General features: G+C 61.2%; 11 protein-coding genes. 6 read left to right on the plus strand and 5 right to left on the minus strand.

Going from position 1 to position 12,345, the window contains the following annotated elements:
• Window positions 1-88: 88 nt before the first annotated feature.
• From CIT26_RS01815 to CIT26_RS01825, 3 genes are all read right to left on the minus strand, one after another.
• A complete protein-coding gene (locus CIT26_RS01815) occupies window positions 89-1,438 on the minus strand; it encodes an SLC13 family permease (RefSeq protein ID WP_095490970.1) in 1,350 nt (449 codons plus the stop codon).
• Between the two features lie 111 nt (window positions 1,439-1,549).
• Window positions 1,550-3,070: a malonate--CoA ligase gene (locus CIT26_RS01820; protein WP_095490971.1), complete on the minus strand. Its 1,521-nt coding sequence runs from the start codon at window positions 3,068-3,070 to the stop codon at window positions 1,550-1,552.
• 22 nt (window positions 3,071-3,092) lie between these two features.
• Complete coding sequence (locus CIT26_RS01825) at window positions 3,093-4,487, minus strand: malonyl-CoA decarboxylase (RefSeq protein WP_095490972.1); 1,395 nt, start codon at window positions 4,485-4,487, stop codon at window positions 3,093-3,095.
• Between the two features lie 195 nt (window positions 4,488-4,682).
• On the opposite strand from CIT26_RS01825, the gene CIT26_RS01830 reads away from it, so the two are divergent.
• On the plus strand, window positions 4,683-5,333 hold the full coding sequence (locus CIT26_RS01830; RefSeq protein WP_095491032.1) for a GntR family transcriptional regulator: 651 nt from the start codon (window positions 4,683-4,685) through the stop codon (window positions 5,331-5,333).
• A 126-nt stretch (window positions 5,334-5,459) separates the two neighbouring features.
• On the opposite strand, the gene CIT26_RS01835 is transcribed toward CIT26_RS01830, so the two are convergent.
• Together CIT26_RS01835 and CIT26_RS01840 are read right to left on the minus strand one after the other, a co-directional pair.
• On the minus strand, window positions 5,460-7,628 hold the full coding sequence (locus CIT26_RS01835) for an amylo-alpha-1,6-glucosidase (protein WP_095490973.1): 2,169 nt from the start codon (window positions 7,626-7,628) through the stop codon (window positions 5,460-5,462).
• A gap of 77 nt (window positions 7,629-7,705) precedes the next feature.
• Window positions 7,706-8,800 carry a glycosyltransferase family 4 protein gene (locus tag CIT26_RS01840; RefSeq protein WP_095490974.1) on the minus strand — a complete coding sequence of 365 codons (1,095 nt, stop codon included), beginning with the start codon at window positions 8,798-8,800 and terminating at the stop codon, window positions 7,706-7,708.
• Window positions 8,801-8,978: 178 nt separating this feature from the next.
• Here CIT26_RS01840 and CIT26_RS36360 point away from each other — a divergent pair, with 178 nt between their 5' ends.
• From CIT26_RS36360 to CIT26_RS01865, 5 genes are all read left to right on the plus strand, one after another.
• Entirely contained in the window at window positions 8,979-9,125 is a 147-nt protein-coding gene (locus CIT26_RS36360; protein WP_095490975.1) for a hypothetical protein, read from the plus strand.
• Between the two features lie 61 nt (window positions 9,126-9,186).
• Window positions 9,187-9,387: a hypothetical protein gene (locus CIT26_RS01850; RefSeq protein ID WP_095490976.1), complete on the plus strand. Its 201-nt coding sequence runs from the start codon at window positions 9,187-9,189 to the stop codon at window positions 9,385-9,387.
• A 175-nt stretch (window positions 9,388-9,562) separates the two neighbouring features.
• On the plus strand, window positions 9,563-10,318 hold the full coding sequence (locus CIT26_RS01855) for an ABC transporter ATP-binding protein (protein WP_095490977.1): 756 nt from the start codon (window positions 9,563-9,565) through the stop codon (window positions 10,316-10,318).
• Window positions 10,311-11,057 (plus strand): ABC transporter ATP-binding protein, encoded by a 747-nt coding sequence (locus tag CIT26_RS01860; RefSeq protein ID WP_095490978.1) that lies wholly within the window; start codon window positions 10,311-10,313, stop codon window positions 11,055-11,057. The genes CIT26_RS01855 and CIT26_RS01860 overlap by 8 nt, the downstream gene beginning before the upstream one ends.
• Window positions 11,058-11,103: 46 nt before the next feature.
• Complete coding sequence (locus tag CIT26_RS01865) at window positions 11,104-12,300, plus strand: ABC transporter substrate-binding protein (protein WP_095490979.1); 1,197 nt, start codon at window positions 11,104-11,106, stop codon at window positions 12,298-12,300.
• The last annotated feature ends 45 nt before the right edge of the window (window positions 12,301-12,345 follow it).

Genomic DNA, 12,345 nt, shown 5'->3' on the forward strand with positions numbered 1-12,345 from the left:
CATCAGGTTCGGGGTCAAGCCTGGCCGCCGGTCAAATTGCACCGAAGCGGCCAGACTGATTGGGAATGTCCAGGACGCGGCCGACCGTTCAAACTAACCCGGGGACCACGAAAACCAGCCAGGCGATGACAGGACCGATGATGGCGATGAGCGCGCTGTAGATCAGCAACGTCTTGAGCACGCTCTCGCGCTCTGCTTCCCGGGCATTGGCGACGACCAGCGCACCGTTGGTCGAAAACGGACTGGTGTCAACGATGGTGGTGGAGATCGCGATCGCGGCAACCACACCTATGGCACTGATCTGTCCCTGCAGGAGGAAGGGGACGGCCAGTGGAATGATGGCTCCCAGCAATGCCGTGGATGAGGCGAATGCCGATACAATGGCGCCGGTGAAGCAGAGGAGGAGTGCAACCAGCAGCGGCATGCCCAGGCTAGAAATGCCGTGGGCGACGTAGTCGATCGTGCCGATCTTCTCCATGACGCCGACATAGGTGATGATGCCGGCGATCAGGAGCACCGTCGACCAGCTGACCTTGTCGATCGCTGCCTTTTGGGTCTTCGGCGAGAGGAGTGCGAGCGCGACCGCGACAGTGATCGCCACCAGGCCGACATTGAACTTGAAGACAAGTGCGCCGACCGCGAGCGCGGTTAGGCCGATTAATGTCGTCAATCTTTCCGTCGTCAGGCCGGAAAGCGCCGAAACATTTTTTTTCTGCTCCTCAAAGACGTGATGGCTGATCGGAGTAGCCGGCGTGCCGCCGTGGCCGACGATTGACTGCGTCACGCCCTCGGGGTGGAGGTCAGGCAGCGGTCCCGACGCGATCGAATACTTACGCAGCACCTTCGAGCCGCCGAAGACGAAGAATACGAGGACGGCGATGGCCAGGTTGAAGAAGAAGCTGGAGAGGAACAGTGATGTCGGCGCGAACGGCAACCCCGCCTTTTCGACGATTTGGTTGGTGATGCCGCCATAGACGCTGATCGGCGAAAAGCCGCCCGCCTGTGCACCGTGAATAACCATCAATCCCATCATGACCGGATTGATGCGGTACTGGAACGCAAAACCCAGCGCCACCGGGGCCAGGATGGCGACCGCCGCAGGTCCGAGCGCACCGAAGCCGGTGATGACGGCGGCGACCAGGAACATGACCCAGGGAATCCACGCCACATGTCCGCGCACCAGTTTGACCGCGCCCTCGACCAGCCAATCGATAGTACCGTTGATCTGGGCGATGGCGAACAGGTAGGTAATGCCGACCAGTGTCAGGAAGAGGTCGCTCGGGAAGCCAGCAAATATTTCCACCGGCTTCATAGCCATGATGAGCGAGCCGACCAGAAAGGCGCATGCGAAGGCGAGTGCGCCCATATTGATCGGCTGGATGGTGGCGATCACGAACATGCCGACCAGCAGCGCGATCGACAGAATCTGGATGTTCATAGCTTCCTCCCTCGGGAAACGCCTTCAGGCGCCCGTTCTCATTTCCATCGGTGGTAGATCAGCCTGCGTTGGTCTCGCTCCCAAGCACCAACGCAGGGTAGTCAGCGCCTCCTAGGAGGCGGGCATGTAAAGGTTGCTGAACCGGTCGCGCAGAAGGTTCTTCTGCACCTTTCCCATGGTGTTGCGCGGAAGGTCCTCGGCGAAGATCACCCGTTTCGGCTGCTTGTAGCGCGCGAGGCGGTCGCGCAGCGCGTTGAGCACGGCCTTTTCGTCCATTGTGGCACCGGGCTTGAGCACCACGATGGCCGTCACCCCCTCGCCGAAATCCGGATGTGCAATGCCGATGACCGCACTCTCGGCGACACCGTCGAGTTGATCGATCTCACCCTCGACTTCCTTCGGGTAGATATTATAGCCGCCGGAGATCACCAGGTCCTTGTCGCGGCCGACGATGTGGAGATAGCCCGCCTCATCGATCTTGCCGAGGTCGCCGCTGATGAAATAGCCGTCCTTGGTGAACTCCGCCGCCGTCTTTTCAGGCATCCGCCAGTAACCTTTGAAAACGTTCGGGCCCTTGATCTCGACCATGCCGGTTTCGCCTGGTCCGAGCGTCTCGCCCGTGGCTGGATCGGTGACCCTCACCGACACGCCCGGGAGTGGGAAACCTACTGTCCCTGCCCTTCGCTCGCCGTCATAGGGGTTTGAGGTGTTCATGTTGGTTTCGGTCATGCCGTAGCGTTCGAGAATGGCGTGACCGGTGCGCTGCTTGAATGCGGCGTGCGTTTCAGCGAGCAGCGGCGCCGAGCCGGAGATGAACAGCCGAATGTTGGCGACCGTCTCCCGGTTCAGGCCCTCATGCTGAAGCAACCGGACATAAAAGGTCGGCACGCCCATCATCAGCGTCGCCCGCGACATCAGAGGAAGGATTTCGCCAGGCTCGAACTTTGGCAGCAGAAACATCGAGGCGCCGGAAACCAGGGTGACATTGGTCGCCACGAAGAGCCCATGCGTGTGAAAAATCGGCAGCGCGTGGATCAGCCGGTCGGCTGCGGTCACGTGCCAGCATTCGCGCAGTGCTATTGCATTGGACAAAAGGTTGTCGTGCGTCAGCATTGCGCCCTTGGAACGGCCGGTGGTCCCAGATGTGTACAGGATCGCGGCGAGATCGTCAGGCGCGCGCGCCGCGTCGAGAAAATCGGCAGACTCGTCCCGGGCCAACTCCATGAGCGACCCGGCGCCGTCCGCATCGAGCGTTTCGACAATCGCGCCGTAACCGTGCGCGATCCTTTCGACATCAACTCGCGACCTCGAGGAGACGATGACGAGCCGCGGTTCGGCGTCACCGATAAAATAGTCGAGTTCAGCCAGCGTATAGGCGGTATTCAGCGGCAGATAGATCGCCCCGCAGCGCACGCATGCGAGATAGAGCATCAGAGCCAGCGGGCTCTTGTCCACCTGGACCGCGACGCGGTCGCCTGGGCGAACGCCGAGCACATCAATTGCGCTGGCGATCTGTCCGGAGAGCCGCAGCGCATCTCCATAGGTCCAACGCTGACCATCAATAGTCTCGATGAAAATCGACTCGCCTGACTTGGCGGATGCTCGCATGGCGTCGAACAGGTGATTGCTCATTGAACTCCTCCCAATTTGCTTATTAGGTTTTCTGCATTTCAGTGCGGCGTCGACGAACCGGGGCGCCGATACTGGTGTCGGTCGAAGCGGTTGCCGCCAGTTTTCTCACCTCCGGCGAAGCAGCGATCTCGCCATGTTGCGCCAAGGCTTCGTGGTTCGCCTCGATGTCGTCCAACTTGTAAAGATAGTTGACCATCAAGCCGTGGGACTGCCGCATCGCCTTGGCGGAGCGATCGGCGAGGAAGTTCAGCCGTTCAAGGCGAGCGCCGTTGCCCAAATGAAAACGCGCCACCGGATCGACCGGCCGTCTGCCGGTGGCACGTTCCTTGACGAAATAGCGTGCGGCGAGCGGGAGGAGCACAGCTTCAACGACCCGTGCCTTCTGCGGATTGTCCGCCCAGCTCGGATCGTCCAGCAACTCGAGCGTCTTGAGGGCCTGATCATCGAGGCTCGCATCGGTCGCCTTGCGCAGTCTTGCTAGCCAGCCAGCGAAACCCGGAACCGGCGACAGCGTCACGAAGGTCTTCAAGCCAGGCAGGTCGCGGCGCAAATCCTCCACCACCTGCTTGATCAGAAAGTTCCCGAAAGAGATGCCGCGCAGTCCGTCCTGGCAGTTGGAGATCGAATAGAAGACAGCGGTGGTGGCGTCCTGGGCCGTGATCGGCGAACGGTTTACATCGAGCACATCAGCGATGGCAGAGGGAATCGCCTTGGTCAGCGCAACCTCAACGAAGATCAGCGGATCGTCTGCGAGACGCGGGTGGAAGAACGCAAAGCACCTGCGGTCGGCTGGAGCTAGCCTCCGCCGCAGTTCCTCCCAGCCGGCGATTTCATGCACAGCCTCGTATCTGATGATCTTCTCCAGGATGTCGGCTGGCGTCGACCAGTCGATCGGACGCAGGGTCAGAAAACCGCGGTTGAACCATGAGCCGAACAGGTGGGCGAAGTCGGCATCGACGGCGCGAAACGGTTCCGTCGCATCCTTCATGGCTAATAGGCGCTCGCGCATCTCCACCAGTCTTGCCGTGCCTTTGGGGGCCAGGTTGAGTCTGCGCACCAGTTCCTGGCGACGCGGCTCGGCGGCCTGGTGCAGTTCGATGACGGCGTCCGAACTCCTGTCGCTGCGGTAGCGCTCGATGGCTTTGTCAAGCTTGGCGATGTCTGGGCCGAACTGTTCGTGCAGCATACGCACGAAGTCTTGCTGACCGGCCGCGTCCTGTTGCGCCCAGCGCTGAAGGACCTCGGCTGCCAATGCCATGCCCGAGGCTTCGCCCCGGCTCGACAAAAGCATGTCGCAGAGTGTTTCGATATTCGTCTCGGCTTGGACCGGCTCGCTGCGCGCCCCTGCCGCAAGCAGCCTGCGGCCGCGATCGGTGATGCTTTGCACCATATCGCTAAAGAACGAGATGCCTGCCATGTCGGAGTCCTCCTGGCAAAGTCGAAATCGGCGCAAGCAGACCCTCCGCGCGGTCTCGACGCGTGCTGGTGCTCGGATGCGTCCACCCATTTGTGTGCGACTTGCCTTTTGTGGTATCGTTCTTAAACATCCTTGTACGCAAAGTCAACGTTCTTGCATACAAGATTTATCATGTTGCATTGGAAGGCCCAAAAGATGGCGGAGAATGTCGTTCAGCGCCTACGTGACGAGATTGAAAACGGCATAATCTCGAACGACTTCGCCCCCGGTGCACGACTAGACGAGGTGCAATTGGCAACACGTTTCGGCGTGTCGAGAACGCCGGTGCGCGAGGCGCTGATGCAGTTGAACGCGATCGGGCTGGTGGAGATCCGGCCGCGCCGGGGTGCCGTGGTGATCGATCCGGGACCGCACCGCATTTTTGAAATGTTCGAGGTGATGGCGGAACTTGAAGGTTTGGCCGGTTCGCTGGCCGCGCGACGGTTCACCGATGCCGATCGCACGACCATCCTGGCCGCGCATGCAGATTGCGAGCGTTCGTCCTCGGCTGGGGACAGCGACCTCTACTACTACGACAACGAACGCTTTCACAAAGCTATCTATGCTGCCAGCCACAGCGGTTTCCTGGCCGAGCAGTGCGTCGCACTGCATCGCCGTCTGCAGCCCTACAGGCGTCTCCAATTGCGCGTGCGCAACCGCGTTGCCACCTCGTTCGCCGAGCATGGCTCGATCGTGGAAGCAATCCTAGCCGGCGACGCGGAGCGGGCGCGCACGCTCCTGCGCCAGCATGTCAGCATCCAGGGCGAACGTTTCAGCGATCTTGTCGCGACGCTGGCGAGCAGATAGTCGTCCGGTTTGGCTTGGGCAGGTACCACCGTACAGTCGGTGCGCTGGCGATCGGCGCAGGTATCGGTTGCGCCGTAGTCATTGATGGCAGTGTCCATCACGGAGCACATGGGGAGCCGGCCTGCGTTATGAGCGCACCACCAGAGGCACCAGACCTTCATGGCGGTGGTCGAGATAACACACAACGCGGTCGCCAATGCGCTCGAAGATGAGATCGACTTTCGCCTCGCCGATGGCCAGGTGGCGGATAACAATGTTGTCGATACCGATCGGCAGCCGCGGGCGTTCGACGGTGATCTCGCGCTTCCAGCCGTCGACCCGGATGCCTAAGCAGGCCTGCAGCATCATGAACGCGGAGCCGGCCGACCATGCCTGCGGCAGACAGGCGACCGGGTAGGCCACCGGTGAATCGCTGGCCGCACGCGTAAAGCCGCAGAACAGCTCCGGCAGGCGCATGTTGAAACGGACCGCCGCCTCGAACATACCGCTCATCAGCTTCACGACGCTATCGCGCTCGTGATAGCGGGCGAGCCCGGAGGCGCAGAGCGCGGTGTCGTGCGGCCAGATCGAGCCATTATGATAAGACATCGGGTTGAATGGGATCTCGTCGTCGGCCAGTGTGCGAACGCCCCAACCGCTATGGAGATGACCAGAGAGCAGCTGGGTGGCAAGTGCCTGCGCCCGTTCCGCTGAAGGCAACCCGACATAAAGCAGGTGACCGGCATTGGACGCGCGAACCGCGCATTGCTTGCCTTCTCCGTCGATTGCCAAAGCATAGAAATCTCGGTCCGGCATCCAGAAATGCGTCTCCACCGCCTCACGAATCCTCTCTGCCAGGATGCTCCAGTGCGCCGCCTTTGCATCGTCGCCGCGTCTGGCGGCCAGCGCGGCCATACCTTGATATGCGGCGAAGACATAACCTTGCACCTCGACCAATGCGATCGGCCCTTTGGGGATTGTGCCGTCGGCATGGAAGATGGCATCGGAGCTGTCCTTCCAGCCTTGATTGAACAGACCCGTGTCGGCCGCCCTGTTGTAGGTTACAAAGCCTTCCCCGTTGCGGGCTCCGACCTCTTCCATCCACGCAGTGGCAGCGCCCAGCGAATCCCACATGCGATCGACGAACGCCTCGTCTCCGGTGCGATCGGCGTAGGACGAAGCCAGATAGACATAGAGCGGCGTGGTGTCGACGCCGCCATAGTAGCGGCCGAACGGCAGCTCGCGCAGCACGGCCATTTCTCCCTTGCGGGTTTCATGCATGATTTTGCCAGGTTCGGCATCGTCGAACACAGAGGTCTCGGTCGACTGATAATGGGCAAGAAAGGCCAGTACCCCACGGGCAAGGTCCGGATTGAGCCAGAGCATCTGCAAGGCGGAAATGACGCCATCGCGACCGAAAGCCGTCGAAAACCAGGGGATGCCGGCATACGGGTATGGCCCCGTCTCCAGATCGGTCGTCAGCAGCGCGATGTCGGCGCGCGTGCGTGTCAGCCAGTCGTTGAACACGCGGCCGGAGCTGAAGACAGTGGCCCCCTGCCGGCGCTTTGAACGCATGGCAAAGCGGGCTCGCGCGGCGGCCGCGCGGAAGCGATCACTGGACGGGACTTCTTCGCTGTGACCGACCTCCAGGTACAATGCTCTGCTGTCACGCCTTGCCACGAGAATGAGGAAGTCGGCGTGGTTGGGGTGCACCTGATCGGGCTTGATCGAGAATGCGATGACCGATTGACGTGCCACATTGTCGAGGCCTTCATATCGGAACGTTACGCTCGCCTCGCCGACCAGCGCGTCATGCGCACGACCGCGGCGGCTACGCGTAGTACCGCGCACCTCGAACATGTCACGGAAATCCGCGTCGAAGTCGAGCCGGACCGGCAGAACCACCTCGCGCGCGGAATAGTTGGTGAAGGTGATGCGTTCGAACATGCGGTCCTGCCAGATGAACCGCGTCCGATCGATGTGGACGACGCTCGGCAACGCTTCGCTGCCATCCGGCCCGATAGTGGCTAGATTGGTGAGATTGGCGGTGAACAGGATGTTGTCCTGCGACAGCGAGGCGCCGAGCAGCGACGGCATCCGGCCGCCGATGAACAGACGGAAGCGCGACAGGACACGCGTGTCGTCGCGGAAAAGCCCGTCGCCGGTGCCGCGTATATCGCCGTAGCTGTCTGCGACGACGAAACAATCCTCGTGTTTCAGCGCAAATTGCCGATGCGGCTCGCGCGGTGCCGTTTCATCGATTGCCGGTAGCGCCACGGCTGGATCAATCTTGCGGTCTTCGAGTTGAGTGGTCATGGTCAACCCCTCCCGTTCAGAAGCGACCAAGGCGGCTCAGGCGCTGATCCGGGCAGCCGAGCCGTCGCCTTGCTCCGTCAGGTAGACATAGTCATCATTGCGGCATTTTTAGCGCGCTTGTTTTGAGAACCAAGTGCGGTCGTTATGTCGTCCGAGAGCGAGCTATAGATCGCCACGTAGTCGCTGCACATGCGCTCGACCGTGAATCGCTCTTCAAAAGCCCGTCGCACCTGTGCGCGATCGAGGCCGTTTATCCGCCGTACCGCGTCCACAGCTCCGTCGAGCGTGTCGACGATCAACCCGGACACACCATCGTCGATGACCTCCGGAACGGCGCCGCGCCTGAACGCTATCACAGGCGTGCCACAGGCCATCGCCTCGATGGTTACGAGGCCGAAGGGTTCCGGCCAGTCTATAGGGAATAAAAGCGCTGTCGCATTACCCAAAAAGTCTGCCTTTTGCCGTTCGTCGATCTCGCCGATGAATTCGACGTTCGAATTTCGAAGCAATTGGGGTTCGACCCTCTCTTTCCAGTACGATTGGTCTACCTTGTCGATCTTGGCGGCGATCTTCAGCGGCCTTCCGGTACGCGCTGCGATTTCAATGGCCGTTTCCGGCCCCTTTTCCGGTGAGATGCGGCCGAGGAATGCGAGATAGCCCGAGGCTTTCGGGCGAAAAGGGAGAAGATCGCGAGGCAGCCCGTGATACACCGTTCCGACCCAATGGACAGGCGGCATGGGCCAGCGTTGATCGTAAGAAATCGAAACCAGCGGAATGTCATCGAACATCGCGTAAAGCTGCGCCAGATCCGGGAGGTCGAGCCTTCCATGAAGTGTCGTAACGGTTCGCTGGGCAAAGTCCCGGAGTACGGGGAAGTGGAGAATATCGATGTGAAAATGCAGCACGTCGAATTCATCGGCCCGCCTGCGCACCTTTTCAAGCATCGTCACGTGGTGGGGAATATCGTGCCGAACCCTGGGATTCTGGCGCAACGCAATATCGCAACACGGTACCAATTCGGCCGAGGTGCGTGAATCACCGCTGGCGAACAAGGTCACATCATGCCCCTGTCGAACAAGCTCCTCGGTCAGATATGAAACTATTCGCTCGGTCCCGCCATAGGTCCGCGGCGGCACGGCTTCGGTAAGGGGGGCGATCTGGGCAATTTTCATCTGCAACACTTCTCGAAAGCGAAGGTCATCCTTCAAAAAGCTCCGACGGCAATCCCCTTCCTCGCGTTCATTGCGGTGCGGTCCTCCTGCGCCAACTCTCGAAGCGCCGATATGTTCCCGGCGGGAACAATCGCCGCGTCAGGGGAGTTCAAGTGGATGGACCAAAAGGAGAACCAGGATGGCTACGAAGCTTCAGGACACAAAAGCCGTCAAGGGATCCAGCGGCGAACATGGCGGCAACCGCGGCGGCAATCAGGACAAGAAGGACAAGCCGCAAAAGAGCAGCCAGGCTGCCGGCAAGGATCCAAACCGCGGCAAGGACTGACCGACGCCCGCCCGGAGCCGGACCATATGGCTGCGATCCCTGACCACCGATAGGAGTGACCATGACGAAGACAAACTCGTTTACGAAAGCCGACCAGCCTGTATCCGGAAAGGGGGCAAGCGGCAGCGACAAGACCAAGGAACCGGCCAAGGGCGGCGCCCAAGCCTGGAATGCCCAGGAATGGGGAGGCGGATCGAAGGCGTCAAAGGGCAAGATCACCTGGGCAGACCGGGAAAACCCGAACTCGAGCCAACGGAGCTAAGCTTTTCGCGAAGTTAGACGCTTCTGAAAATTGCAGCCTTGACGCGATGTGCATTAGGTCGTTTGTTGCGGGCGGGAGAGCCACGGGAGGAAACCATGGAGGTCACCCTGGGGGAGGACAGCCCCGCAGCGCGGTTCCACGTTTTCACGCCGATGACGGGCGAAGGCTCCCGCGCATGAATTCCGGAGCGATCCTCGAAGCCGCGGGATTGACTAAGGAATTTGGGGGTTTCGTCGCTGTCAACAATGTCAACCTGACGGTGGAGCGAGGATCGATTCACGCGCTGATCGGCCCCAACGGCGCAGGCAAGACAACCCTCTTCAACTTGCTGACCAAATTCCTCCAGCCAACGCGCGGCGCGATCCGCTACCAAGGCCGCGACATCACCAGGATGCAGCCGGCCGACATCGCGCGACTGGGCCTTGTGCGCTCCTTCCAGATATCGGCGGTGTTTCCGCACATGACGGCACTCGAGAATGTCCGCATCGCGCTGCAGCGCCGGCGCGGCGACAGTTTCGATTTCTGGCGCTCCGAGAAAGTGCTCTCCAAGCTCAATAGCGAGGGTGCGGCTCTTCTCGCCGATGTCGGCTTGACCGAGTTTTCAGATATCCGCGCCAGCGATCTGCCTTACGGCCGCAAACGCGCGCTTGAGATCGCGACGACGCTGGCGCTGAACCCTGAAATGCTGCTCCTCGATGAGCCTATGGCCGGCATGGCGCAAGAAGACATCGAGCGGATCTCGGCGCTGATCCGGCGCATCTCCAAGAACCGCACCATTTTGATGGTTGAGCACAATCTGTCGGTCGTAGCCTCGCTGTCGAACCGCATCACCGTGCTCGCGCGCGGCAAAGTCCTCGCCGAAGGCGATTATGCTGCGGTTTCCAAGGATCCACGCGTTATCGAAGCCTATATCGGGGCCGGACATGGTTGAAGTCGAACTGACGAGCAGGCCGGCTGCTGCCCCGTCGGCGAGACCGCTGCTGCGCGTCGATGGTCTGCAGGGCTGGTACGGCGAGAGCCATGTGCTTCACGGCGTGAGTTTCGAGGTTGGCGAAGGCGAAGTGGTGACGCTGCTCGGCCGCAACGGCGCCGGCAAGACGACGACGCTGAAGGCCGTCATGGGCATCCTTTCCAGGCGCTCGGGCTCGGTCACCTATGACGGCCGGGAGACGATCAAGCTGCCGTCGCGGTTGATCGCACAGATGGGCATCGCCTACTGCCCAGAGGAACGCGCCATCTTTTCCAGTCTCTCGGTCGAGGAGAATTTGATGTTGCCGCCGCAGGTGCGCCCCGGTGGGCTCAGCGTCGAGCAGATTTTCGAGCTCTTCCCGAACCTGAAGGAGCGGCTTTCGAGCCAAGGCACCAAGCTTTCGGGCGGCGAACAGCAGATGCTCGCCATCGGCCGGATCTTGCGGACCGGCTCGAAGCTCTTGCTGCTCGACGAGCCGACCGAAGGACTTGCTCCCGTCATCGTGCAGCAGATCGGCCGCACCATTGCCCGGCTCAAGGAGGAGGGATTCACGATCGTGCTCGTCGAACAGAATTTTCATTTCGCCGCGTTGGTCGCGGACCGGCACTACGTGGTGGAACAGGGGCGCGTGATCGACACGATCCCCAACGACGAACTCGACGCCAACATCGACAAACTGCACGCCTATCTCGGTGTCTGAGGCAATTATCAATGGCGCGTTGCGCCGCAATCGGAGGAGAGTAGCGATGAAAAAAATGGGGTTTATTCTGGCTTCGCTGACGAGCCTGCTGATGGCCGGTGCGGCCTACGCCACGGATGTCAAGATCGGCGTTCTGAATGACCGTTCCGGCATCTATGCAGACATCGCCGGTGAAGGTTCGGTCATCGCCGCCCAGATGGCGGCGGAAGACTTCAAGGCGGCGGACAAGGGCATCAATGTGTCGATCGTCTCCGCCGACCACCAGAACAAGCCGGACGTCGGCTCGAATATCGCGCGCCAGTGGTACGACACCGAAAATGTCGATGTAATCGCCGACGTGCCAACCTCGTCGGTGGCGCTCGCCGTCAACGAGATCACCAAGGAGAAGAACAAGATCTTCCTCGCCTCGGGTCCGGCTTCGTCCGACCTCACCGGCAAAGCCTGTTCGCCCAACACCGTCCACTGGACCTACGACACCTGGGCGCTTGCCAACGGCACGGGATCGGCCATGGTCGCGCAGGGCGGCGATAGCTGGTTCTTCGTCACAGCGGACTACGCCTTCGGCCACGCGCTCGAGCGCGATACGTCGGCGGTCGTCGAAGCATCGGGCGGCAAGGTTCTCGGCGCCGTCCGTCATCCTTTCCCCGGCCAGGATTTCTCGTCCTTCCTGCTGCAGGCGCAAGGGTCGGGTGCCAAGGTCGTCGGCCTCGCCAATGCCGGCGGCGACACGATCAACGCGGTCAAGCAGGCGTCGGAATTCGGCATCACGCAGGGTGGCCAGGCGCTCGCCGCCCTGCTGATGTTCATCAATGACGTACATGCGCTTGGCCTCGACGTGGCGCAGGGCCTCGTGCTCACCGGCGCGTTCTACTGGGACAAGAACGATCAAACGCGGGAATTCTCTGCCCGCTTCCAGGAGCGGAATGCCGGACAGAAGCCCTCGATGATCGAGGCCGGAGTCTACGCTTCGGTCCTGCATTACCTTAAAGCCGTCGAGGCCGTTGGCGACAAGGACGCGGCCAAGGTGATGGCCAAGATGAAGGAAATGCCGACCGATGATCCGCTGTTCGGCAAGGGCACGATCCGCGCGGACGGGCGCAAGCTGCACGAGATGTATCTGTTCCGCGTCAAGAAGCCGGACCAATCGAAGGGGCCATGGGATTATTTCGAGACGGTGGCCACCATTCCGGCCGACAAAGCGTTCCGCCCGCTCGCCGACGGCGGCTGTCCGCTCGTCAAGTAAGCGAGCCTCGCCAACGACGCGCCGAGCCGCTCGGCGCGTCCTTCG

Origin of the sequence: Mesorhizobium temperatum, assembly GCF_002284575.1 — a bacterium.
Taxonomy (GTDB): Bacteria; Pseudomonadota; Alphaproteobacteria; order Rhizobiales; family Rhizobiaceae; genus Mesorhizobium; species Mesorhizobium temperatum.